The organism is Kribbella sp. NPDC023972 (assembly GCF_040639075.1).
GTDB lineage: Bacteria > Actinomycetota > Actinomycetes > Propionibacteriales > Kribbellaceae > Kribbella.
The window spans coordinates 301,159-325,725 of record NZ_JBEZZH010000004.1; the positions used below are offsets into that span (position 1 = coordinate 301,159).

The following is a 24,567-nucleotide window of genomic DNA, read 5'->3' on the forward strand; positions in this document are numbered from 1 at the left end:
GATAGACGCGCTTAGCACCGCCAAGAGCACTATCGTGCGGCCATGGTCGGGGAGTGGGCTCAGCAGGCGGGGAGCCTGTACGAGCGGGTGCATCAGCAGTACGTCGGCGGTGCCCGCAAGCTGGAGGCGCTGATCAACGAGCTGATCGGCGAGGAAGAGGGCATCAACTACCTGAGCGCGACGGCCCGGGCGAAGGATCCGGAGTCGTTCCTGGCCAAGGCGGCGAAACCGCATCCGGACGACCCCGGCCGGCCGAAGTACGACGATCCGCTGAACCAGATCACCGACCTGGTCGCGGCCCGGGTGATCACCTTCCTGGTCGAGGCGGTGGACCGGGTGTGCGAGGTGATCGAGGCCGAGTTCGACATCGTCGAGCACACCGACATGGGCGCGCACACCCGGGCGCGGGGTGTGTTCGGGTACGCGAGCAAGCACTACCTGGTCCGGCTGAACGCACATCGCCGCGAGCTGCCCGAGTACGCCGTACTGAAGAACCTGACGATGGAGATCCAGGTCCGGACCGCGGTCCAGCACGCGTGGGCCGAGTTCGAGCACGACATCCGGTACAAGCTGGACATCCCGCCGGACCGCAAAGCCGAGTTCGACCGGCGGTTCCTGCTCGCGGCGGCGTTGATGGAGCTGGCGGACAACGAGTTCACCGAGATCGACCGGCTGTACCGCGAGCTCGCGGCGGCCGAGCCGGACAAGACCCCGCGTGACCTGACCACCGCGACGCTCACGTCGTACCTGACCCGGCGCTACCCGGACGCCCCGCACGCGAAGACGAACCACTACGCCTGGATCCTCAGCGTTCTGGCGCGGCTCGGCGTGACCACCGAGGAGCAACTCACCGACCTGCTCGCCGGGATCGACAGCTCCGCCGTCCAGGCCGCGATGACCCACCGCTTCCCGGCCGGCACCGTGCGACGCCTCGACGACGACCTCCTCGCCGCGAAAGGTACGGCGTACGTCGACCTGTTCCCCGACGAGGAGCGCCGCCAGAAGATCCTCCGCGGCCGCCTCAAAGCCCTCACGCGGGCCGGGATCATCGAGCCCTGACGAGGTCCTCGGCGACGGTGGCGGCGGTACGGCGTGCCCATGAGCCGGTCGTGATCAGGCCGAGGATCAGCACAAGCAATCCGCAGCCGGCGATGATGTACCAGCACAGTCGCGCCGCATCGACGAACCCGCTCTCCAGCGGACCGACCAGGCGCGCGGTCAGCACGGTCCCGGCGATCGCGACACCGAGCGAGGCGCCGACCTGACGGCTGGTCGACGCGATTGCGGCCGCGACGCCGGCCTGGGACCGCGGCATCCCGGACACCGCCGCGTTGGTGATCGGTGCATTCAGCATGCCGAACCCAAGCCCGAAGATCAGGTAGCCGACGAGCAGCGCCAGCGTCTTCGTATCCAGCGAGAGCTGCGACAGCACCAGCCCGGACGCGGTGAGCATGCTCCCGGCAACCACCAGCGGCAACCGCGGACCGCGATGCCCGACGAGCCACCCGGACAGCGGCGCGAACACCACAGTCATCGCTGCCATCGGCAACGTCAGCAGCCCGGCATGCAACGCCGAGAACCCGCGCACCGACTGCAGGTACAACGAGTTGAGGAACAGGAATCCGGACAGTGCTGCGAACCCCGCCACCGCGATCAACGTCGCACCCGAGAACGGCGCGCTCCGGAAGAAGCGCGGCTCCAGCAACGGCTCCTCCCGCCGCCGCTCGTAAGTCACCAAGCTGATCAGGGACACGACAGCCAGCATGAAGCACCCGATGATCAGCGGCGACGTCCACCCGGCCCGCTGACCTTCGATGATCCCGTACGTCACCCCGCCGAGCAGCAGCACGACCAGCACCTGCCCGACCGGGTCGATCCGCCGCGGCACCGCGGCCCGCGACTCGGGCACGAACAGGGCCGTCAGCAGTACGGCGGCCAGCGCGACCGGCACGTTGATCCAGAAGATGAACGGCCAGCCCGCCGCGTCGACCAGGGCCCCACCGACCACCGGGCCGACAGCCATGCTGAGCCCGACCACACCACCCCAGACACCGATCGCCTGCGCGCGTTCGCGCGGATCGGTGAAGGTATTGGTGATGATCGACATCGCGACCGGGTTGAGCATCGACCCGCCGACGGCCTGCAGCATCCGGAACGGGATCAGCAACTCGATGGTCGGTGCGAACCCGCACAGCAGCGAGCCGATTCCGAACAGCACCAGCCCGGCCTGGAAGGTCCGCCGCCGCCCGACCCGGTCCGCGGTCGAGCCGGACACCATCAGCAGACTCGCCAGCACGAGGGTGTACGCGTCGATGGTCCACTGCAGCTTGGAGACGTCCGCGTCGAGCTCGGCCCGGATGGCCGGCAGCGCGAGGTTCACGATGGTGGAGTCGAGCCCGACGATGAACAGGCTGAAGCAGCAGATGCCGAGGATCAGCAACCGTCGCCTGCGCGTCAGCTCCTCCACCCGGCTCCCCTCGTCGTACTTGAAGACTTTACTACCAGCCTGAAAACCCTTCGCGAACTGTCGGCGACCCCGCCTAGGCTGGATCTATTCGCCTGGTCAGGTGCCTTCTTCACTCCCTCCTATGCCCTTTTGTGAGACGTCATGTCGCTGCGCCTCATTCCGTTTGCCGACCCGGGTGTGCCGGATACCCGGTCCGGTCTCCGACTCATCATCTGGCTGGAGCATCAACAGTTGCGCGGTCAAGCGATCGCGCTCTTCTGGGGTCTGCTCTACTTCGGCGGTATCGCCGCCGCTCCGGTCGCCGTCGGTCTGGCCGTGCAGGCCGTGATCGATCTGTCCTGGCCCAAGCTCTTCCTGGCCGGCGGCCTGCTGCTCGCCTTCGGCGCCACCAAGGCCGGCGCCGACTCGTACTTCCACCGCGCCGTGGTGACCAACTGGATCTGTACGACGTCGCGCCTGCAGCAACTGCTGTTCCGCAAGGCCGCGGAGCTGGGTTCGCTGCTGACCCGCCGGATCGCCGCCGGTGAGGTGGTCGCCGTGAGCAGCGGCGACGTGGAGAAGATCGGCTGGTTCGTCGAGGTGCTCGGCAGGTTCGCGGCCGCCCTGCTGACCTGCTTCGCCGTGGTGATCGGGCTGCTCCTCTACGAGCCGCAACTCGGTCTGGTGGTGGCCGTCGCCGTACCGGTGCTGGCCTTCTCGATCGTCCCGTTGATGGGTCCCGCGGAGCGTCGTGCGGACGTGCAGCGGGCCAAGGGCGGCCGGGCCACCGAGCTGGCCGCCGACACCGTCGCCGGTCTGCGGGTGCTGCGGGGTATCGGCGGTGAGCAGCTGTTCCTGGACCGCTACCGCTCGGCCTCGCAGGAGTATCGCGCCAGTGCGGTCCGCAGTGCCCGGATGTGGTCGCTGATCGCGGCTCTCCAGGTGCTGATGTTCGGGTTGTTCCTGGTGATCGTCGTCTGGCTGGGTGTCCGGCTGGTGATGTCGAACCGGATCACGGTCGGCGAGCTGGTCACGACGTATGGGTTCATCACCTTCATGCTGGTGCCGCTGCACACGTTCGAGGAGACGGCGAGCGCGTTCATCTTCTCCAAGGTGTCGGCGCGCCGGGCCGCCCGGGTGTTGTCACTCAAGCGGACCGACGCGACCAAGGGCACCGCCGAGGCCCAACTGCCGGACGGTGACCTGCTCGACCCGGTGTCCGGGCTGCATGTGCCGGCCGGAACCTTCACAGCGGTCGTCTGCGGTGACCCGGACGCAGCTGGCCGGCTCGCCGACCGTCTGGGCGGTCATAGTCCGGCCGCCGAGGAGGACGTGGCGTCTGTGCTTCTCGACGGTGTCCCACTGGACGACATCCCCTTGGAGTCCGCGCGGACCGTCGTACTGGTGCAGGACAAGGACCCGGTGCTGCTGTCCGGGACCGTGCGGGAATTGTTCGACGTACCGGCGACGGGTGCGATCTCCCCGGAGACAGCACTTGAGGCGGCGCAGTGTGCGGACATTCTCGACGTACTGCGCCAGTCGCTGCCGGCCGATGAGACGGACGCTACGCAGGCGGTGCTGACCGAGCGCGGACGGTCGCTGTCCGGTGGGCAGCGGCAGCGGGTGGCACTGGCCCGTTCGCTGTACGTCGATCCGCCGGTGCTGGTGCTGGACGAGCCCACCAGTGCGGTCGACGCGCACACCGAAGCGCGGATCGCGGACGGCCTGCGGCTGCTGCGGTCCGGGCGGACCACTGTGGTGTTCACTTCCAGCCCGCTGATGCTGGACCGCGCGGAGCGGGTGGTGTTCGTGCCGGACGGCAGGGTCGATGCCGTCGGCACCCACCACGAGTTGGTGCACACCAACCCGCGCTACCGGGCGGTCGTCACCCGTGAAGACGAGCCAACCTTCGAGGAGTCGGCGTGAGGCGCCCTCAGTACGACCCAGCAGCCCCGCAGGAAGCGGCCCGGCTGCCGGTAGCAGGTAGCGCGACCGTGCGTGCCTACCTGAAGACATTGTTCCGACGGCACCGCCGCGCGTTCGCCTGGCTGACTCTGGTGAACGCGGTGGCGGCGCTGAGCGGCATGGTCGGGCCCTGGCTGCTCGGCAACGTCGTGCAGAAGCTCTCGCAGGGAGAGCGCGACGTCGACCTGCCGTACGTCGTGCTCGGGTTCGTCTGCGCACTGCTCGTCCAGACCGTGTTCGTGCGGCTCACTCGCCTGCGTGGCGCCGTGCTGGGCGAGGAGATGCTGGCCGACCTGCGGGAGGACTTCCTGGTCCGCGCGGTCGGGCTGCCGCCAGGTGTGCTGGAGCGGGCCGGCACCGGTGACCTGTTGTCCCGGATCACCACCGACGTCGACCGCCTCTCGCACGCGATGCGGGACGCCGTACCGCAGCTGACCATCGCGATCATCTGGGCGTCGCTGCTGATCGGCGCGTTGATCGTCACCGCGCCGGAGCTGGCGGTGGCGGTGGTGATCGCGGCACCGATCCTGATCATCGGCGGCCGCTGGTACTTCCGCCGCGCGCCTTCGGCGTACCGGTCGGAAGCGGCCGGGTACGCCGCGGTGGCCTCGGCGCTGGCCGAGACCGTCGACGCCGGCCGGACGGTGGAGTCGCACCGGCTCGGCGGTCGCCGGATCAAGCTGGGTGACACCCGGATCGGCCAGTGGGTCGCATGGGAGCGGTACACGCTCTACCTGCGGATGGTGCTGTTCCCGGTGATCAACATGACCCACACGGTCGCGCTGGCCGCGGTGCTGGTGATCGGTGGCGGCTTCGCCATCCAGGGCTGGCTCACCGTCGGCGCACTGACCACGGGTGCGCTCTACATCCAGATGCTGGTCGAGCCGGTGAACATGATGATCCGCTGGTACGACGAGCTCCAGGTGGCGCAGGTGTCACTCGCACGGCTGGTCGGGGTCCGTGAGGTAGAAGCGGCCGCGACCGATGAGCAGGCCGAGCCGGAGGGCCGGACTGTGCTGGCCGACGACGTCCGGTTCGGTTATCTGGAAGGCCGGGACGTGCTGCACGGTGTCACGTTGACTGTGCAGCCGGGGGCGCGGGTCGCGCTCGTAGGCCCTTCTGGAGCAGGGAAATCGACGCTGGGCCGGTTGCTGGCCGGCATCTACTCGCCGCGGGTCGGTGACATCACCTTGGGTGGCGCCGCGCTCGACAAGATGTCGGCCGAGCAGGTCCGGAGCCATGTTGCCCTGGTCAACCAGGAGCACCACGTGTTCGTGGGCAGCGTGCGGGACAACCTGCGCCTGGCCAGGCCGGACGCGTCCGACGCCGACCTGTGGGCAGCCTTGCGCTCGGTCGACGCCGACGGTTGGGTCGCCGGGTTCGACAACGGTCTGGACACCGAGGTGGGCTCAGGTGGGACCTCGCTGACGCCCGCACAGGCTCAGCAGGTCGCACTGGCCCGGCTGGTGCTGGCGGATCCGCACACGCTGGTCCTGGACGAGGCGACCTCGCTGATGGACCCGCGCGCCGCCCGGCACCTGGAGAGGTCGCTGGCCGGCGTACTGGAAGGCCGGACCGTGGTGGCGATCGCCCACCGCCTGCACACCGCGCACGACGCGGACGTGATCGCGGTGGTCGAGGACGGCAAGATCGTCGAGCTGGGTGCCCACGACGAGTTGGTCGATGCCCAGGGCGCCTACGCGGCCCTCTGGCGCTCCTGGCACGGCGACCGCTGACCGGTGGGGCAGCCCATTGCTGTTGGGCTGCCCCACTCTGCGGATGCGTGTGAGGATGGAAGGCGTGCTGCTGACGACGTTGCTCTCGCTGCCCACCACCCTGGCCCTCGACGTGAACGACGAGGGCCGCCTGCTCGTCCTGTACGACGGGACCGGAACCCGGCAGGTCAACGAGGTGGCACCCGACGGCACCTGGCGAGCACTCACCGATCTGGACGAGACGTGCCGCAACGCACGCTTCGTTCCCGGCAGCAACCGAGTGGTCGTCGAACACGACAGCGGCGGCGACGAACGCGGCCAGCTGTCCATCCTGGACCTGGATGACGGGAAGCTCATACCACTCGTCCACGACCCGCTGTTCAAGCACAACCTGGTCGAGGCGAACGCCGACCGCGTGCTGTTCACCACCAACCGCCGCAACGGCGTCGACTTCGACCTGGTGAGCCATGACCTCTCCACCGGCACGGAGTCCGTCCTGTACGACGGCGGCGGCTGGGCCATGGCGGTCGCCCCGTCCCCGGACGGCAAGTGGGTCGTCCTGTCCCTGGCCAGCGCACCGGCCAACTCGGTGCAGCTCGTCCTCGTCGACACGACGACCCGGTCCGTCACCGAGCTCACGCCGTACGACGCTCACAACGACCAGAAGGTGGTGTCGTGGCTCCCGGGCTCGTCCGGGTTCATCGTGGCGAGCAACGTGGGTCGGGACTGGATGGCGCTGCGGCGGTACGACGTGGCCGAGGGGACCTGGACGGACCTGCTGGTCGACGATGAGCACGACCTGGCCGGCTGGGTCTGCCCTGATGGGGAGCACCTGCTCGTCGCGGTGATCGATGACGGGCTGGTGCCACTGGCCTTGCACACACTGGAGGACGGCTCCTTCGTCGCACCACTCGACCTGCCGCCGCTCGGCTGTGCCGCACGGTCCGTGTTGATGCCGGACCCGATCTGGTCACCCGACGGCGCGTTCGCACTGCTTACGTACCAGTCGCCGGTCGAGCCTCCCACCGTTTACCGCTACACGCTGGCGACCGGTGAGATCGTCGCGATGCGCCCGCCGGGGATGCCCGACGTACCTGCCGAGCTGACACACCCTGAGAGTCACCGCGTGCCGTCGTTCGACGGTGAGCAGGTGCCCGTCTTCGTGTACCGGCCGACCGGGCCTGACCGCGGGTCCACTGTTGTCCACGTCCACGGCGGTCCTGAAGGTGCGGCCATGCGCAGCTGGTACCCAGTGGTCTCCGCGCTCGCCGCTGACGGCCACACGGTCGTCGTACCGAATGTCCGGGGATCAGCGGCGTACGGGAAGCGCTGGTACTCGCTCGACGACCGCGAGCTGCGGCTGGACTCGGTGAAGGACCTGGCCGCGATCCACGCGTGGCTGCCGTCGATCGGGTGCGATCCCGCGCGGGCGGCGCTGTGGGGTGGCTCGTACGGCGGCTACATGGTGCTGGCCGGATTGGCGTTCCAGCCGTCGTTGTGGGCGGCCGGTGTGGACATCGTGGGGATCGCGTCGCTGGTCACCTTCCTGGAGAACACCTCGGAGTACCGGCGGGCCACGCGGGAGCGGGAGTACGGCTACCTCGCGACCGACCGGGAGTTCCTGGAGTCGGCGAGCCCGCTGAGCCGCGTCGACGACATCCGAGCACCACTGCTGGTCATCCACGGCGCCAACGACCCAAGGGTGCCGCTGTCAGAGGCCGAGCAGATCACGGACGCGCTTACCGCGCGCGGCGTACCGTGCCAGCTCCTGGTCTACCCCGACGAGGGTCACGGCCTGGCCAAGCTGCCGAACAAGCTCGACGGCTATGCGCAGGCGCTGACGTTCCTCCGCGAGCACCTCAGCTGAAGAGCGGCGTGAGCGTTCCTTCGGTCGCATCCAGCCGCACTGGCAGTCCCAGCGGTACGGCGAGGTTCAGGTCCTCATGCCCGATCGCAGAACCCTCCACCATCGGCAGACCGAGCGGTTCCAACCGATCGCGCACCACCGCGCTCACCAGTCCGGAGTCGTCGGCTTCGCTGAAGTCGCCGATCACCAGACCGGTGACTCCGGCGAACCAGCCGGACCTGAGCAACTGGGTCAGCAGCCGGTCCACTCGGTACGCGTCCTCGCTCACGTCCTCGACCACCACGATCCCGGTCGGCGGTGCGTAGGTCGGCGTACCGACGCTTGCCGCGAGCAACGCCAGGTTGCCGCCACGCAGCGGACCTTCCGCGACTCCGCCGACCAACCTCCGAGCACCAGAGGGTGCGAGCAGGTCCGTGACACGTTCCGGTTCGAACAGCAGGTCATGGAGGCGCTGCCGGCCTGTCTCGTCACCTAACTGCTCGACCGCGGCCGCCATCGGGCCGTGAATGGTGACCAGCCCGCGTGCGTTCAGTGGCTCGTGCAGAGCGGTGATGTCGCTGAACCCGACGAACCACTTCGGCACCGCGACCAGCTCGTCGAAGTCGACGTACTCGAGCATCCGCTGTACGCCGTACCCACCCCGTGCGCAGAAGACTGCTGCGAAGCTCGGGTCCAGCCAAGCGTTCCGCAGGTCCACAGCCCGGGCCTTGTCGGCCGCGGCCAGGTAGTTCAACCGCTCGTGCCCCACGAGCACCGACGGCATCACCTCGACCTCGAGCCCCCACTGCTCCAGGTACGCCGTCCCCACCTCGAGCCGCTCGGCCCGCACCGGCCCCGAGGGCGCGACCACAGCCACCCGATCTCCGGCCGACAACCGCTTCGGCACCGTCACATCAGTCACGCTCCAGACGCTACCAACCGACGGTGATCGTCGCGCTCTTCGAGCTGCCGTTGACCGTGACGCCCAGCTGAGCCGTACCAGGTCGCAGCCCGGTCACCTGGCCGGTCGACGGATCGTACGACGCGACCGCCCAGAACGGCGCGGTCCGGGCCCGGCCGATGTGCAACTGGCGCGAGCCCCACCAGTCGGCCGAGACCGGGAACGTCACCGGCACCCGCCGGCTCTCCTGTACGACGGTCGCACCCGCCGTACCCGTCTCACCCCGACGCAGCGACGCCGGAGCGGTGAGCTCCAGCGAGTCCACGTGCGGCCGGAACTCCACCTTGAGCCACGACCGCTCGGGCGCCGACCGGTTCCGCTCGGCGGCGGCCGCCGTACGCGCATCGGGGTCGACGCCGACCAGGGCCCAGCCGGTGAACCCACCGTCGTCCGGCGCGGAGGAGGGACCCTTGCCGGAATTGCCGGTCAGCGGCAGCAGTACGCCGTCCGTCCGGGAGGCGGCGAACGTCCCGGCGTGGGCGGCCATGTACGCGGCACCCTTACCGGTCGAGGCCCGGAAGCCGGCCAGCCAGTCGACGATCATGCGGGCCTCCTTGCGGTCACCCAGCTGCGAGTTCGCGGTCGGCGAGGGGTCGTCGATCGGGTGGTGGGCCATCACCACGACGTTGCGGATCGACGTGTCCGCGGCGGCGTCGTCGAGCTGCGCGCGGAGGTCGAGGATCTGTGCGAACCCGCCGGCCCGCAACGACCCGAGTGACGAGTCGCGCAGGATGAACCGCGTCCCCTTGTGGTCGAACGTGCTGGTCGGCGGCCCGAACACCTTGCTCCACTCGGACAGGTCACCCGGTCCGTAGCTCTCGTGGTTGCCCGGCACGTAGTGCACCGGGACCTCGCCCGCGACCTCGTCGTCGATGATCTGCTTGGCCAGCGCGATGTCCCTGGCGAAACCACGGTCGACGAAGTCGCCGTTGATCACCAGGAAGTCCGGATGCTGCGCAAGTGCCTCCTGAATCGTCCGCCGGGCCTGCTTGACGAAATCGGAGTTCGGGTCGTCCGCGGTGAACTGGGCGTCGGACATCACCGCGAACCGCCACCGGCCGTCGGTCGCCACGGTCCCGTCGGTGACCACCAGCGGATCGACCACCTTGGCCGGCGGCGCCATGTCGACCGGCGGAGCACCGCGCAGGGTCAGGTCGTCGACGATGATGCGGCCCGAGTACTGCCGGGTCGGCACGGTCTCGACGACGTAGATCCGCCAGAACCGCAGCGGCATCGCCAGCCCCGGCGGGATGTTCGCCTCGACGTACTTCCACCCGACCCAGTCCACCGACGCCGCGATGTTCAGCGTCTGCGGGGATCCACCGGCCGCGGTGTAGGCGTTCGCCCGCAACCACGCGCCCTTGCCGTCGCCGTAGACCCACGCTCCGAGCTTCTGCGGCTGGCCGGGCAGTTGCAGCTGCGGCGTCACCGAGAGGTACGCCGCCCGCGTCGCCGTGGTGCCGGTGAGGGAGTAGTCGAGCGCGATCGCCTGCCCGCCGTCGTGCCCTTCGGCGGCGGATCGCGACGCCCTCGCCGCTCCGGCCGGTACGGCGTTCGCCGCCCAGCGGCTGAGGTCGTCGACCTCGTCGATCACCGTGCTGCTCAGGCCGGAGGTGACACTCAGCTGCGTGGTCAGCTTGCCCACTGTCGCGGTGATCACCGTCGACACCGCATCGTTGCTGAGGGCATTCACTTCAAAACCATTGCCCCGAGCAACCACGTGCACGAGCTCGGCGTCGTACGCGAGGGTGATGTCGCGCGGCTCGATCCAGGTCGAGAAGCCGTCGGCGTCGTACCCGTTGATCTCGAAGAAGCCCTTGGACGTGGAGTCGGACAACGAGACCTGGCGCGTCGACGGCGCCAGCCGGGCCGGCGTACCGAGAACGGTCAGCGGGAACCTGCCGTGCGCCTTGCCGCGGGCCGCGGTGACGATCGCGTCGCCGGCCTTCCGCCCGGTCACCACGCCCTCCTGGTCGACGCGGGCGTTGGCCCCGGCGAACCAGTACGGCGTACCCGCTGCCGAAGCGTAGGTCTCGTCGTGACCCGTGGCTTTGAGGACGCGAGTGAGACCTGTGAGGACGCGGGAGCTGCGGGAGACATCCGTGTCCGGGTCCTCGGCCGCGGTGCCCGAAGCTCCGACCTGGAAGCCGGTGAGCTTGCCGGAGCCCTTGACCGGCAGCAGGCCGAGGCCGTTCGGGATCACCCGCTCGCCGCCGTCGGACGGATCGTTCACCACCTGCGGCGCCGCCTCGCCGGGCGAGCGGGCCAGCATCGTGGACGAGCCGCCGCCGTCGAGGTTGAGCGCGTCGTCGGCGCCGAGGCCGATCATCAGCTGGCCCAGCTCCTTCAGCGACATACCGCGGGAACCGGTCGCGCGGCCGTCGACGGTGAGCAGCAGCATCCGGCTGCCGTCGGCGTCGAAGCCGATGGCCGTCCGGGGGGCCAGGTCGGCGTCCGGGACGTTGTCCGGGACCTTGCCGTCCTTGGCGAGCTGGTAGTTGCCGCTGATACCGACGGCGACGTCGGCCGCGTCGGGGCGCAGGCCGTACTGCACGTCGACCTTGTCGCCGACTTCGAAGGCGCCGAGCGCGGCCGCACCGGACTCGCGCCCGATCAGCGCCTGCTCGTTCGCGGCGAGCGGAGTGGTGCCCGGAGTGGCAGCCGAGGAGACGACCACGCCGTCGCGAAGGATCACCTCGCGAACGGTCGGCAGGCCGTCGACGGTCCTGGTGCGGGCCGCGTCGCCCCACTCCGGCGTGTAGAGGCCGATACCGGCGGAGTTCACGGTCGGCGAGTTGAGGTTGGTCAGCTCGAGCTTCGTCGCGTCGTCATCGGTCGCACTGCCCTGGAGGAAGAGCTGAGCGATGCGGCCGAGGCCGTCCTTGCCGATCACCGCGGTGTCGTTGTGCCCGGCCGCCGGCGCGTTGATCAGGCGGCCACTGCTCTCGACCCCGACCCCCAGCGGCGCGGTGGTGTCGTTGATGTCGAAGAAGTCGCCGTTGACCCCGGCGATCGCGCCCTTCCGGGCGAGCTGCTGGCTGAGCGGCGTACCGCCGGAGACCTTGCCGGTGTTGACGTAGTCGACTGTGACGCCGTGCTTGTCCAGGTCGGCCGCGAGGATGTCGCCGCGCAGCCAGCCCTTCGGATCGAGGCGCTCGAACGAGGTGTAGTTCACGCCCGGCGCTACCGGGCTGTCATCGCGGGTCGTCAGCACACCGTCGCCGGCGATCGCGGCGTCGGGAATGGCCTCGGCTTCGGCCGCGGACTGCGCAACGGCCGGGCTGACGACGGCGCCGGCGAGCAGGCCGCCCACGCCGATCACTGTGGTCAAAGGACGGAAGAGCGACACAGGAGCCTCCCCAACGTGGACGGACGCGGCCATCCGACGCCGTGCGCTCTACCGTCACCTGAGGCACAGATGTACGCCGGTCAACCAACCGGTGACAAAGTAACGTCTCCGGAGGCTGACCGGAAGGTTTTCTCCTCTAGTTCGTGCTGACCGGACGGCCCGAGATCTGCCACGCGTGCATGCCACCGTCGAGGTTGATCGCCTCGCGGCCCAGCTGGTTCAGGAACTGGGTCGCCATCCCGGAGCGGCCGCCGACCGCGCACACGCACAGCACCTTCTGGTCCATCGGTACTTCGCCGACCCGCTCCTGCAACTCACCGAGCGGGATGTGCTTCGCCCCCTCGATGTGCCCGCGGTCCCACTCGTCCGGCTCCCGCACATCCAACACGAACGCCTCGGCGAGCAAGGTGTCGTCCAACTCGGCCACCACGACCGAGGGAATCTCCTGGTTCTGGAACATGCCCTCGATCATCTCAGGCTCAGGGCAGCGGCCGGCCCCCGGTGGCGCCGATCCGTTCGCCGGTGATGTACGTCGAGTCGTCCGAGGCGAGGAAGACGTACGCGGGGGCCAGCTCGGCAGGTTGTCCCGGCCGGCCGAGCGGGGTGTCCGCGCCGAACTGGTCCACCTTCTCCGGCGGCAGCGTCGCCGGGATCAGCGGCGTCCACACCGGCCCGGGCGCGACCGCGTTGACCCGGATGCCCTTCGGCGCCAGTTCCTGCGCGAGCCCCTTGGTGAAGTTGAGGATCGCGGCCTTGCTGGTCGCGTAGTCGAGCAACTGCGGCGACGGCTGGTACGCCTGGATCGAGGTCGAGTTGATGATCGTCGACCCCGGCTTCATCACCGGTACGGCGGCCTTGCACAGCCAGAACATCGCGTACACGTTGGTCTTCATCACCTGGTCGAACTGCTCGGTGCTGATCGAGGCGATGCCCTCCTGCGACATCTGGTACGCCGCGTTGTTCACCAGGATGTCCAGGCCGCCGAGGTCGGAGACACACTGGCTGACCAGCTTGCGGCAGTGGTTCTCCTCCTGGATGTCACCCGCGACCGCGACGGCTTTGCAGCCCGCTTCCTCGACCAGGCGGCAGGTCTCCTGGGCGTCCTTCTCCTCGCTCTCGAGATAGGACACCAGTACGTCGGCTCCCTCGCGGGCGAACGCCAATGCGACGGCCCGCCCGATCCCGGAGTCGCCGCCGGTGATCAGCGCCCGCTTGCCGTTGAGCTTCCCGCTGCCCTTGTACGTCTTCTCGCCGTAGTCGGGCGTGCGCTCCATGTCCGCGCTGCGGCCAGGATGCTCCAGCTGCTCGGGACCTTGCGCCTCCGCGCCCGCGTACCGTTCGGTGGGATCTGCCATGGTCCCGCAGTACCCACGGGGAAACTACTTCAGCAGCTTCGAGAGCCGCCGGTCGGCGAGTGGTTTGCCGCCGGTTTGGCAGGTGGCGCAGTACTGCAGGGACGAGTCGTGGAAGCTGACCTCGCGGACGACGTCACCGCACACCGGGCACTTCTGACCCTTGCGGCCGTGCACCCGCAGGCCGGACTTCTTCTCCGACTTCAGGTCCTGTACGGCGAGGCCGGCGGATCGGTCGACCGCGTCCTGGAGAGTTTCGCGCATCGCGTCGTACAGCAGCGTCAGCTCGTCGTCGGTCAGATTCGAGGCGGGCTTGAACGGGCTCATCTTCGCCACGTGCAGGATCTCGTCGGAGTACGCGTTGCCGATGCCGGCGATGACCGACTGGTTTCGCAGCACGCCCTTGAGCTGGACCCGGCCTTCGCTCTTCAGGATGTCGGTGAACTGCTCCAGCGACAGCGTGAATGGATCCGGCCCGAGCCGCGCGATCCCGGGCACCTCGGCCGGGTCGCGAACGACGTACACGGCGAGCTTCTTCTGCGTGCCGGCCTCGGTCAGGTCGAACCCGGAGCCGTCGTCCAGCACCGTGCGCACCGCGATCGGGCCCTTGCCCGGCCGCACCAGCGCGGTCGACTGCTCCTCTCGCCACCGCAGCCAGCCCGCCCGCGCCAGGTGGATCACCAGGTGCACGCCCTGCGCCTCGATGTCCAGGAACTTCCCGTGCCGCCGCACATCGTCGATCAGCAGGCCGACCAGACTCGAGATCGGCGGATCGTAGGTCTTCAACGCACTGATCGCCGTGACGTCCGCGCGCACGAATGCCCGCCCGACGGCACGCTCCCGCAAGAACCCCGCCAGCGACTCGACCTCCGGCAACTCAGGCACCGTCCCAGTGTGCCCTACACCACCGACACTTTCCCGGAGTAAGGGTGGGAACAGGGGATTGGCGGGGAGAACCCGCAGGTGTTCGGTTGGCTGGGGACGGTAGCGTCTAGGGCAAGAGAGTAGGGAGGCCCTGATGGGGTTTGTGAAGACGTTGGTCAAGGGTGCGGTCGTCGCCAAGCTGGCGCAGGTCGCGCAGCGTGAGCTCAGCAAGCCTGAGAACCAGCGCAAGCTCAAGGAAGCGTTCCAGAAGGTGCAACAGCGCCGCGGCGGCGCGCACTAGGCACCATCCTGGACTTCGGCCCGGCTGGTGACAGCCGGGCGTGAAGTATGCGCTCAGGCGGGCCTGTGCGCCTGCAGGGTGTACGTCGCGGCCAGGCGCTTCGGGTTGTGAGTCAGCCGCCACTCGCCGGTCTCGTCCGCGGTCATCAACCCGGGCAGTGCGTCCCAGGGCGCGCTGTCGTGCTCGGCCAGTGAGTCGAAGACCAGCCCGGCTCGTTGAACTGCGGTGATGATCTCGGCCAGGCCGTGGTTCCACTCGTGCGTGACGGTGGTGGTGAACTCCACGTCGGTCTCGACGTACGTGCCACCCTCTTCCCAGATGATCGGCTCGGGCGTCTCGAAGTACGGGTGCTTCAGCACCGGCTCCTCCGGGCCGCCGGCCAGCGCCCACAGCATCGGGTGGCCTTCGCGGACGAAGAGCCGTCCGCCGGGCTTGAGCAACCCCGCGACGGTCTGCGCCCAGCGCTCGATGTCCGGCAGCCAGCAGAGCGCGCCGATGCCGGTGTAGACCAGGTCGTACGACGCCGCTCCCAGTACGTCGACCGCGTCGTACGCGTCGGCCACATGGAAGTCGACCGACAACCCGAGCCGGTCCGCCAGCGCCTGCGCCTGCTCGATAGCCGGCGCGGAGAAGTCGAGACCGCTCATGTTGGCGCCGAGCCGCGCGAGGGAGACCGTGTCGGTGCCGATGTGGCACTGCAGGTGCAGACCGCGCAGCCCGGAGACATCGCCCAGGCGCGGCCGGTCGAATCGGACCACCTCACTCAGGTACTGCGGATCCGCCTCGAACTGCGCCACGTGGTAGCTCGGTGACGCCACATGCGCCGGCACCCGCTCGTCCCAGTTGGCCCGATTCACTTCCCGGTAGTTGCTCACGGCCCGACCATGTCACACCGCTCACGCCTGCGCCGCAGGAATTACTCGAAGGCCGGCGATTCGGTGCCTCCGAGTCCGGCCATGGTGGGCAAAAGTCCACCTGGGCGGGAGGGTCAGGCCGACTGTGCACCGTCCAGCCCGCTGGTGTGCTGGACGTCATGAGCCAGATATTGAGCCGGACTCGCATCCAGGACATCGATGCGTTGCGTGGATTCGCCCTGCTGGGCATCTTGGTCGTGAACATCACCTTCGCCGCCTCGGGGTTCCCGATCCACGTGGCGGACGATCCGGCGTACCAGTCGTCACTCGACCAGGCGGTGCACTGGGTCTCGGCGACGTTCGTCGACATGAAGTTCTATCTGCTGTTCTCGTTCCTGTTCGGCTACAGCTTCCAGTTGCAACTGGAGGCGGCGCAGCGAGCGGGCGCGGGGTTCAAGCCGCGGATGTTGCGACGGCTCGGCGGTCTCTTCGTGATCGGCGTACTGCACGCGATTTTCCTGATCACCGGCGACATCCTCAGCGTCTACGCGTTGATCGGCCTGATCCTGCTGGCGATGCGGCGGGTGAAGGACCGGACGGCACTGATCGTGGCCGGCGCGATCTACGCCTACCTGTTCGTCTCGTTGGGAGCGACCGCGCTCTTCCTGGACACCTCGGCGTTCCTCGACCCGGCCGGCGCCGTCGCCGCGGCCCAGGAGACCAGCGCGAACCTTGGCGGCTCGTTCGGCGACATCATCGGCGAGCACGTCAAGGCTCTGCCGGTCTACGGACTGTCCCTGCTCACCGTGCAGGGCCCGACCACGCTCGCCGCCTTCCTGCTCGGCCTGGTGGCCGGCCGGCGACGGCTGCTCGCGAACGTGACCGGCAAGGAAGCTGTCCTTCGACGGATCCAGCTGGTCGGGTTCGTCGTCGGCATCACGGGCGGGATGATCTACGCGTCGGGCGGCAACGGCGACACCGGCGCCGTACTGGCGAGCGTGCTGACCGCGCCGTTCCTGACCGCGGCGTACGTCGCGACGCTGCTGCGAATGATGCACTCGGACAGGGGGCAGGACCTGCGCCGGGTGCTCGCGCCGGCCGGGCAGATGGCGCTGTCCAACTATCTCGGGCAGTCGGTGGCGACGATGCTGGTCTTCACCGGGATCGGGTTCGGTCTGGTCGGTCAGGTGTCGCCGCTGGAGACGATGGGGATCGCTGTCGCGATCTTCGCCGTACAGGTCGTGCTCAGTCATCTCTGGATGAGCCGGTACGGCTACGGACCGGCGGAAGGCGTACTGCGAGCCATCACCAATGCGACCGCTCCTACTTGGCAACGCAAAGTCTGAGGGGAGGCACTTGATGTGCTCGCCGGCCCGCGCAGAGCATCGACGCCGAGGAGATCACCGGCTGAGCGGCGTGCCGATCTCCACCTTATGTCAGCCTCAACATCGCTCTTTGTACCTTACTGCATGACTGTCGCTCCCTGTTGCCACAGGGTCGCGGTGCGTTCTTAAGACTGGCTGAAGGTCTGCTCCGAAGGTGGGTCGGGACTGTTCCACGACTTATTCGGAGGGGATCGGCATGCACGAGATCGTGCGAGAGCAGTTCGCCGCGTTCAGTCTGCCGATGGAAGGCAGTGTCGCCTGGATGTACCAGGACTCGCTGGGGCTGGTGACCGTCGGATTGGGGAATCTCATTGACTCACCGGCAGCCGCTTGGGAAACCCGGAGCTACGGCGCGCCGTTTGTCCACAAGACCGACATGGTGACCGAGGCGAGCGAGGCCGAGGTCACCGACGACTGGACCGCGGTCAAGAACGATTCGGCCTTGAAAGGGGACTGGCAGGCGGCTGGGCCGCTTACCAAGCTTCGCCTGACAGACAGCGGTATCGCTAACCTGGCAGCCGGAAAGCTGGCCGCGATGGAGCAGGTCCTGCGACGGACCACGGAGTTCGAGGACTTCGACACGTGGCCGGCTGACGCTCAGCTCGCCTTGTTCAGCATGGCCTGGGCACAGGGCGCGGACTTCGGTGGCTGGCCTCGGTTCCGGGCCGCGTGTGCTGCGCGGGACTGGTCGGCGGCGGTCCAGGACTGCAATCTGTCCAACCACTGGCTAGGTAAGCGAAACGCCGTCAACCGTGGTCTTTTCCGCAATGCGCAGTGGGCGAAGGATCATCGGGCCGACATCACCGAACTCCAACTGGCGATCCCCGGGAACCGGCCCACTCTGTCCCTTGGGGCCACCGACGCGGATCACGCCGGCGCGGGTTACGACACGGACGACTCGGTCAGCGCGGTGCAGCGGTTCCTGACCTACCTGGGATATCCGTGCAGCGAGACCGGCACGTTCGACGACGAGACGGACGCCGCCGTCCGCGATTTCCAGAGCAATGAGAACCAGCTTGCCGCGGCGCAGGGCGGGTTCAGCGCCGACGGCGTTGTCGGCCGGATGACCTGGGCCGCTCTCGGCTATGTGGTTCCGGCCTGACGACCGGAAAGTCAACGAAGGGGGAAGATCATGGCAAACAAACTCACCCTGCGCGGGTACGACGTCAATCTCGGCCGGCAGATCACCGGCACCGCCTGGGACGATGTCATCGGCGAAGCCGTCTTCGTCGTGCCCGAGGTCGCCTGGCAAGGGCTGAACGAATTGCACCGGCGGGGACTCGGGGAAGGCGGCGACTACCGGCTTCCCGATGTGGCGGACATGGTTCCGCTGGACGCCGTCGATGCCTATGAGCGGGCTTTCGGCACGATCCTGGCTCAGCTGTGGGTCGACGGCCCGGAGCGGGGTCACCAGATCGTCAACTCGATCGACGAGTTCCTGAAGTCCGGCGGTGACCTGGCTGGCCTCGAAGGAGTACTGGTGTCGGCCGGCCTGAGCGCTGACCGGGACGGTGCTGGAGCTGACGCGCTGCAACTCGCCGGCCAGATCCTGAAGGAGTTCGGCGTGAGCGAACATCTGGGCGGCGGCCGGGATGTGACCGCGGTCCTCGACGCGGCGGGCGAGCGCGTCGCCGGCCTCGGCAAGCAGGCACTGGAGAAGGCGGCTGAGTCGGCCGTCGGCGATCTGGGCACCTTGCTGCGGGGTGAGATCGACAGTGTGCTCGCCGGGGAGGCCAGCGGCGGCAGCACGGCCGGCCACGGGGACGGCGGCAGCTCGGGCGGCGGCCCCAATATCGGCAAGGTCATTCTCGGCGCTCTCGAGGCGGGGATCGGGGCACTTGTCGCCGCCGAACTCCCTGTCGTGGGCGGAGCACTGGTCGCCGACGGGGCCAGGCGGGCCGTGGACGGCCTGAGCCAAGGCCGACCTGGATCGGACATCCCCGCTGGAACCGAGCATTCCCCGGGCGTTCGAGCGGTCGAAACCCACTACGAGCGGACCACGGTCACCAAGACGCTCCCGGACGGCACCACCGAGACGGTGACCCGGGAGAGCTACCACACGAAATCCATCATGACGGAGGCACGTCCTAAGGGTGGCGGTGAGAACAAGTGCTGGGACGACGCCGGCGGTGGCTTCGACCCCATGACGGGCGAACCGCTTCCCGTCAATCCGCTCACCGTGGTCATGTGCCAGCCCGACGAAGGCTATTTCGACCCGACGGAGATCCACGGTCCGCGCCGCCGGAACGATGGCAGCCTCGGTGATTTCGGGCCATATGCGGCCCTGCAGGAGATCGTGACCGCGCAACCCGGACCAGACGGCACCGTCGACGCGGACGCACTCTTCGCGGACTGGACGCTGACCAACACCGGAGCGTTCGAGCCGCCTTGGGAGGTAACGACAGAACCCTTCCACCCGGAAGAGCTGAACTCGGACGACCTGATCATCGTGACCGGCCGGACACTGACCGAACAGACTGAGTCCGCCGGCCTCGAAACAATCGTGCTCGAACGAGCAAACAGCACCCGCGCCGTGGCCATCGTCACCCGAGCCGACTCCGTCGACGCCGGCACCACGATCCGCAATGCGGCGGCCATCGGCCCAGAGGCACCGACTATCCAGATCTGGGTCAACGGCAAGGGCTACGTCACCTTGCCACTCTAGAGACTGCGCGGAGCGAAGGACCCGGCCGTGGGTGGGGCGGCCGGGCCCTTCGGCTTCCCCAGTGGTCCCGGCTGATTGCCATCGATTGTCGTAGATCCGCCCAACTGGGTCGGTCGCGGTCGCGGTGATGATCGAGTACCTCGACACGAGGCGATCGGGGTCGCCCTCCGGTTTCGACTTGTCCGTCCACACCTCGTACAGCCCAGGCCAGGCGAGGGATGTGTGTCCGTCGGCCGACCGCGTTCTCTTCACCAGTCAAGTCGGTGCGACTGGGATGTTCACGTCCTCGAGGTTGAGGTGGCCCAGGAGCTGCGCGAGACAGCAGAAGACCGCCGGAGGCCGGCGGTCTTCTGTATTTCGGTCGTCCCCGGGCGCCGTGTCCCGGTGGCGCCGGAGACAACCTGCTCAGGCCGCGTGCCGGCCGTGGTGGGTCAGGATGCGGGCCCGGCGGATGGAGTGCACGGTGCCGGTGGTCGCCGCGGGCTTGTGGTTGAGGGGCTCGGCCGCGCCGCCGAGGGCGAGCAGGTCGAGCTTGGTCCGGGCCAGGTCACGGTTGTCGGTCGTCCAGGCGCCGTTCGGACCGGTGCTGAGACCGGTCGAGTGACGCCTGTTGCTGATCTCCAGAGCCGCGATCACGGCCAGCGCGAGTACTGCGAGTAGAATAAGTCCGGTCATGGCATTAATTGTGCTACCAGCTAGATCCCGCCACCATTGGCACTATTGACATACTTCCACAAATTCCTGCCATACTGGCCGCATGCTCCAAAAGATCGCTGTCGTCCTGATGGAGGACGTCGCCCTGTTCGAGTTCGGGGTGCTGGCCGAGGTGTTCGGCATCGACCGGACCGACGACGGTGTGCCCGCCTTCGACTTCAAGGTGTGCTCGACCCGGCCGGGCGAGGCGCTGCAGACCACCAGTCACTCCCAGGTGGTCGCGCCGTACGGACTGGAAGAGCTCGAGGACGCCGACCTGATCGGCGTCCCGGCGACCACCTGGCGGGATGCGTACGACGAGCGCGTCCTCGACGCACTGCGCCGGGCCGAGGCGCGCGGGGCGATCCTGCTGACGGTCTGCTCGGGTGCGTTCGTGCTCGGCGCCGCCGGACTGCTCGACGGCCGGTCGTGCACCACCCACTGGCGCTACGTGAAGCTGTTCAACGAGCAGTTCCCGACCGCGAAGCTGGATGCCGACGTCCTGTTCGTCGACGACGGCAACATCATCACCAGCGCCGGCACCGCGGCCGGCATCGACGCCTGCCTGCATCTGGTCCGGCGTGAGCTGGGCAGCGCGGTCGCCACCCGGATCGCGCGCCGGATGGTCGTCCCACCCCAGCGCGACGGCGGCCAGCGGCAGTACGTCGAGGTTCCGGTGCCGGAGTCGTCGGGCGAGAGCCTGCAACCGGTGCTCGACTGGATGGTCGACAATCTGACCATCGAACACACCGTGCCGGCACTGGCCCGGCGGGCGCAGATGTCGGAGCGGACGTTCGCGCGGCGGTTCGTCGCGGAGACCGGGACGACACCGCTGAAGTGGGTCACCACCCAACGTGTACTGCGGGCGCGCACCCTGCTCGAGCAGACCCGGATGGGCATCGAGCAGATCGCCGCCGAGGCAGGATTCGGGACGGCGGCGTTGCTGCGGCACCACTTCCGTAGGGTGGTGGGCGTGCCGCCACAGGACTACCGCCGTACCTTCCAGACGGCCAGCTGATGGTCAGTTACCGCAACGCCGTCGCGGCCGATGCCGACGACGTGATGAAGTTCTGGGCTGTCGCCGCTGAGGATTCCCATCGCCCGCCGGACTCGGCGGACGCCGTACTGCGCTTGATCGAGCGCGACCCGTCCGCGCTGATCCTTGCCGTCGACAACGATGTGGTCGTCGGCTCGATCATTGCCGGCTGGGACGGCTGGCGCTGCCACCTCTATCGTCTGGCCGTCGCCCCCACGCACCGCCGCCAAGGTATCGCCCGCCAGCTGGTCGCCCTGGCCGAGGAACGCTTCATCTCGTACGGCGGCACCCGTGCCGACGCCATGGTGCTCGACGACAATGAGCAGGCCCACCGCATCTGGACCACCTCCGGCTACGCACGCCAACCGGAATGGTCCCGCTGGGTCAAGCCGCTGTGGCCGATCTCAAATAGTTGACATCGGATACTCACACCCTAATACTCGATTTCGAGTACTTGAGATCGAGGAGGGTGTCATGGCACGACGGAAGGTCGGCAACCCACTCGCTTTCGCCATCCTGGGCAGCCTGGGCGAGCGACCCATGCACCCGTACGAGATCTCGACCATGCTCAGAGCCCGCGGCAAGGACCAGAGCATCAAGCTCAACTACGGCTCGCTCTACTCCGTCGTCGCGGCCCTGGAGAAGAACGGCTTCATCGAGGCCCGCGAGACCATCCGCGACGGCAACCGGCCGGAGCGCACGGTCTACCAGATCACCGAGGCCGGCCGGCAGGAGTTCGGTGACTGGCTGTCCGAGCTGATCGGCACGCCGACCCGCGAGTTCCATCCGCTCGAGGCCGGCCTCGCCTACCTCCCCGGCCTCCCGCCCGACCGGGTGGTCGAGCTGCTGGAGCAGCGGCTCAAGGCGATCGACGCGGAGATCGAGCAGCTCACCGCCACGCACGAGCACATGGCGTCGACGGAGTTGCCGCGCATCTTCTGGGTCGAGTCGGAGTTCCGGCTGGCCCTGCTCGAGGCCGAGTCGGCGTACATCCACCAGCTCGCCGAGCAGATCCGGACCGACACGCTCGACGGCTCCGCGTTCTGGCGCAAAGCCTGGAAGCTCTACGAAGAGGAGGGCATCGCGCCGGCCGACCAGCTGAAGGACCCGGTCAAGTACTTCGGGACGGACTTCGCCTGGATGCGGGCGATCCCCCCGGAGGCGACCTAGTAAGAGACGGCCCCCGACCGAGGTGCGGCAACACCAGAGGTCGAGGGCCGCAGTTCCTCGAGTCGGTCCGAAGACCTGGCACCCAAGGCGCAACCATCAGGATAGCCAGCGGCGGACCGGCTCCCGTCACCACAAGGGAGTCACCACCTCATGGCTACGCATGCCCTCGAAGCGCTCGACCTGGTCAAGACGTACCCGGCCGGCCGCAAGAAACCACCGCTGCGCGCACTCGACGGTCTCACCTTCAGCGTCGCGGAGGGCGTCGTACTGGGCCTGCTCGGCCCGAACGGCGCCGGCAAGTCGACCACCGTCAAGATCCTCACCACCCTCTCCCGCGCCGACTCCGGCACGGCACGGGTCGCCGGGTACGACGTGAACCATGCACAGGATCAGGTCCGCCGATCCATCGGTTACGTACCGCAGAAGTCCAGCTCCGACCCGCAGGCCACCGGAGTCGAGAACCTCGTCCTGAGCGGCCGCATCTACGGTCTTACCCGGCAAGACGCAGTACGGCGTGCTGCCGAACTGCTCGAGCGGTTCGGCCTGACCGACGCCGGTGGTCGCCAGGTCAAGACGTATTCCGGCGGCATGCAGCGCAAGCTCGACGTCGCACTCGGCCTGGTCCACCGACCGCAGGTCCTGTTCCTTGACGAGCCCACCACAGGTCTGGATCCGGAGGCCCGTGCCGATCTGTGGACCGAGGTCGGCCGGCTGGCGGGCCAGGAAGGTATGACCGTGCTGCTCACCACCCACTACCTCGAAGAGGCGGACCGGCTGGCCGATCAGCTGGCCATCGTCGACCACGGCAAGATCGTTGCCGAGGGCACCCCGGAAGCACTGAAGGCCGAACTGCGTGGCGACTCGGTCCACGTCGAACTGGTCGCCCCGGACAACGACCGGAGCGTGTCCACGCTGCTGGGGGGACTGGCCGGGGTCGGCGAGATCATTGTCGAGGGCAACACGTTGCGAGCGCGCGTTGATCACGGTGCGACCGCGGTACCCGCCGTACTGGGGATCCTTGAGGACAAGGCGATTCCGGTCACCGCGGTGACGGTGTCGCGGCCGTCGCTGGATGACGTGTATCTGCGCTACACGGGCCGCTCGTTCCGCGAGGCGTCGGCCTCGGTCGAAGGGGAGGCGGCGTGATGGCGACCATGGCCGCGAGCCCACGGACCGCGTCCCGGACCGGGTTTCTTGGGCACACGCTGTTCATCACGGGTCGGTGGCTGCGCGCGCAGTACCGACAACCGGCGCTGATCGCGTTCACGTTGATCCAGCCGGCGATCTGGCTGCTGCTGTTCGGCCAGTTGTTCAAGGGCGTGGTGAACATCCCGGGCTTCGGCGACTCGTCGTACATCGCCTTCCTGACGCCGGGCATCGTGATGATGACCGCCTTGATGAACAGCGGCTGGAGCGGTACGACGTTCATCGCGGACATGGAACGCGGGGTGATGGACCGGCTGCTCGCGTCACCGGTCAGCCGCGGCGGACTGATGGCCGGACAACTCGTCAGCAACGCGACCACCACGCTGATCCAGACCGTCCTGGTGTTCGCGATCGGCATGGCCGCGGGCGCCCGGTACGACGGCGGCGTCGCGGGCTACGCGATCACGGTCGCCGCGTCGATGCTCGTCGGCACCGCATTCGGCTCGCTGTCCAACGCGGTCGCCTTGCTGACCCGCCAGGACGAGGCGCTGATCGGCATCTTCCAGTTCGTCTCCCTGCCGCTGACCTTCATGTCCTCGATCATGATCGACCCCAAGGTGGCTCCGCACTGGGTCAACGTCGCGGCCCGCTTCAACCCCGTCGACTGGGCCGCCGTCGCCGCCCGCCAAGCCCTGTCAGCCGATCCGGACTGGTCCTCGGTCGGCCGCCACCTCGCTTACCTGGTGGCCTTCACCCTGGCAGTCGCCTGGCTCTCCACCCGAGCCTTCCGCACGTATCAACGCTCGGTCTGACGTCGTG

21 protein-coding genes are annotated in these 24,567 nt (G+C 68.4%); 13 read left to right on the forward strand and 8 right to left on the reverse strand.

The features are described from left to right. The first annotated feature begins 42 nt into the window (after positions 1-42). The gene (locus AB0F43_RS18560; protein ID WP_360477690.1) at positions 43-1,059 is read left to right on the forward strand and encodes a (p)ppGpp synthetase; all 1,017 of its coding nucleotides are present in this window, start codon (positions 43-45) and stop codon (positions 1,057-1,059) included. Here the strand turns inward: AB0F43_RS18560 and AB0F43_RS18565 are convergent. Then, entirely contained in the window at positions 1,046-2,467 is a 1,422-nt protein-coding gene (locus AB0F43_RS18565) for an MFS transporter (protein WP_360477693.1), read from the reverse strand. The two genes, AB0F43_RS18560 and AB0F43_RS18565, sit on opposite strands and share 14 nt — an antisense overlap. A 141-nt stretch (positions 2,468-2,608) precedes the next feature. Here AB0F43_RS18565 and AB0F43_RS18570 point away from each other — a divergent pair, with 141 nt between their 5' ends. From AB0F43_RS18570 to AB0F43_RS18580, 3 genes are read left to right on the forward strand one after another with little or no spacing between them, the layout of a single operon-like run. Continuing rightward, a complete protein-coding gene (locus AB0F43_RS18570; protein ID WP_360477696.1) occupies positions 2,609-4,372 on the forward strand; it encodes an ABC transporter ATP-binding protein in 1,764 nt (587 codons plus the stop codon). Then, positions 4,369-6,147, forward strand: coding sequence for an ABC transporter ATP-binding protein (locus AB0F43_RS18575; RefSeq protein ID WP_360477699.1), 1,779 nt, complete (start codon positions 4,369-4,371; stop codon positions 6,145-6,147). The genes AB0F43_RS18570 and AB0F43_RS18575 overlap by 4 nt, the downstream gene beginning before the upstream one ends. A gap of 43 nt (positions 6,148-6,190) precedes the next feature. After that, complete coding sequence (locus AB0F43_RS18580) at positions 6,191-7,993, forward strand: S9 family peptidase (RefSeq protein WP_360477702.1); 1,803 nt, start codon at positions 6,191-6,193, stop codon at positions 7,991-7,993. Here the strand turns inward: AB0F43_RS18580 and AB0F43_RS18585 are convergent. The 5 genes from AB0F43_RS18585 to AB0F43_RS18605 all read right to left on the reverse strand — a co-directional run bounded on the left by AB0F43_RS18585 (position 7,986) and on the right by AB0F43_RS18605 (position 14,519). Next, entirely contained in the window at positions 7,986-8,894 is a 909-nt protein-coding gene (locus AB0F43_RS18585; protein ID WP_360477704.1) for an LD-carboxypeptidase, read from the reverse strand. The genes AB0F43_RS18580 and AB0F43_RS18585 overlap by 8 nt on opposite strands. 10 nt (positions 8,895-8,904) lie before the next feature. Further along, entirely contained in the window at positions 8,905-12,282 is a 3,378-nt protein-coding gene (locus AB0F43_RS18590) for a phosphodiester glycosidase family protein (RefSeq protein WP_360477707.1), read from the reverse strand. A gap of 136 nt (positions 12,283-12,418) precedes the next feature. Continuing rightward, positions 12,419-12,742: a rhodanese-like domain-containing protein gene (locus tag AB0F43_RS18595; RefSeq protein ID WP_360477710.1), complete on the reverse strand. Its 324-nt coding sequence runs from the start codon at positions 12,740-12,742 to the stop codon at positions 12,419-12,421. Between the two features lie 19 nt (positions 12,743-12,761). Continuing rightward, complete coding sequence (locus AB0F43_RS18600) at positions 12,762-13,637, reverse strand: SDR family oxidoreductase (protein WP_360477713.1); 876 nt, start codon at positions 13,635-13,637, stop codon at positions 12,762-12,764. Positions 13,638-13,661: 24 nt separating this feature from the next. After that, positions 13,662-14,519, reverse strand: a complete 858-nt coding sequence (locus AB0F43_RS18605; protein ID WP_360477716.1) for a DNA-formamidopyrimidine glycosylase family protein — start codon at positions 14,517-14,519, stop codon at positions 13,662-13,664. Positions 14,520-14,652: 133 nt separating this feature from the next. Between AB0F43_RS18605 and AB0F43_RS18610 the strand changes: the two genes are divergently transcribed. After that, complete coding sequence (locus AB0F43_RS18610) at positions 14,653-14,799, forward strand: hypothetical protein (RefSeq protein WP_337010944.1); 147 nt, start codon at positions 14,653-14,655, stop codon at positions 14,797-14,799. Positions 14,800-14,852: 53 nt separating this feature from the next. On the opposite strand, the gene AB0F43_RS18615 is transcribed toward AB0F43_RS18610, so the two are convergent. Next, entirely contained in the window at positions 14,853-15,674 is an 822-nt protein-coding gene (locus tag AB0F43_RS18615; RefSeq protein WP_360477719.1) for a class I SAM-dependent methyltransferase, read from the reverse strand. Positions 15,675-15,832: 158 nt separating this feature from the next. On the opposite strand from AB0F43_RS18615, the gene AB0F43_RS18620 reads away from it, so the two are divergent. From AB0F43_RS18620 to AB0F43_RS18630, 3 genes are all read left to right on the forward strand, one after another. Continuing rightward, the gene (locus AB0F43_RS18620; RefSeq protein WP_360477722.1) at positions 15,833-16,999 is read left to right on the forward strand and encodes a DUF418 domain-containing protein; all 1,167 of its coding nucleotides are present in this window, start codon (positions 15,833-15,835) and stop codon (positions 16,997-16,999) included. Positions 17,000-17,234: 235 nt separating this feature from the next. Continuing rightward, positions 17,235-18,140, forward strand: coding sequence for a peptidoglycan-binding domain-containing protein (locus AB0F43_RS18625; RefSeq protein ID WP_360477725.1), 906 nt, complete (start codon positions 17,235-17,237; stop codon positions 18,138-18,140). A 30-nt stretch (positions 18,141-18,170) separates the two neighbouring features. Beyond that, positions 18,171-19,703, forward strand: a complete 1,533-nt coding sequence (locus AB0F43_RS18630; RefSeq protein ID WP_360477728.1) for a hypothetical protein — start codon at positions 18,171-18,173, stop codon at positions 19,701-19,703. Between the two features lie 405 nt (positions 19,704-20,108). Here AB0F43_RS18630 and AB0F43_RS18635 read toward each other — a convergent pair whose 3' ends face one another. Then, a complete protein-coding gene (locus AB0F43_RS18635; RefSeq protein WP_360477731.1) occupies positions 20,109-20,378 on the reverse strand; it encodes a hypothetical protein in 270 nt (89 codons plus the stop codon). Between the two features lie 82 nt (positions 20,379-20,460). On the opposite strand from AB0F43_RS18635, the gene AB0F43_RS18640 reads away from it, so the two are divergent. From AB0F43_RS18640 to AB0F43_RS18660, 5 genes are all read left to right on the forward strand, one after another. Next, positions 20,461-21,414 (forward strand): helix-turn-helix domain-containing protein, encoded by a 954-nt coding sequence (locus AB0F43_RS18640; protein ID WP_360477734.1) that lies wholly within the window; start codon positions 20,461-20,463, stop codon positions 21,412-21,414. After that, complete coding sequence (locus AB0F43_RS18645) at positions 21,414-21,848, forward strand: GNAT family N-acetyltransferase (RefSeq protein ID WP_360477737.1); 435 nt, start codon at positions 21,414-21,416, stop codon at positions 21,846-21,848. Before AB0F43_RS18640 ends, AB0F43_RS18645 begins: the two co-directional genes overlap by 1 nt. A gap of 58 nt (positions 21,849-21,906) precedes the next feature. After that, complete coding sequence (locus AB0F43_RS18650) at positions 21,907-22,602, forward strand: PadR family transcriptional regulator (RefSeq protein WP_360477740.1); 696 nt, start codon at positions 21,907-21,909, stop codon at positions 22,600-22,602. A gap of 150 nt (positions 22,603-22,752) precedes the next feature. Next, complete coding sequence (locus AB0F43_RS18655) at positions 22,753-23,748, forward strand: ATP-binding cassette domain-containing protein (RefSeq protein WP_360477743.1); 996 nt, start codon at positions 22,753-22,755, stop codon at positions 23,746-23,748. After that, on the forward strand, positions 23,748-24,560 hold the full coding sequence (locus AB0F43_RS18660; protein ID WP_360478800.1) for an ABC transporter permease: 813 nt from the start codon (positions 23,748-23,750) through the stop codon (positions 24,558-24,560). Before AB0F43_RS18655 ends, AB0F43_RS18660 begins: the two co-directional genes overlap by 1 nt. The last annotated feature ends 7 nt before the right edge of the window (positions 24,561-24,567 follow it).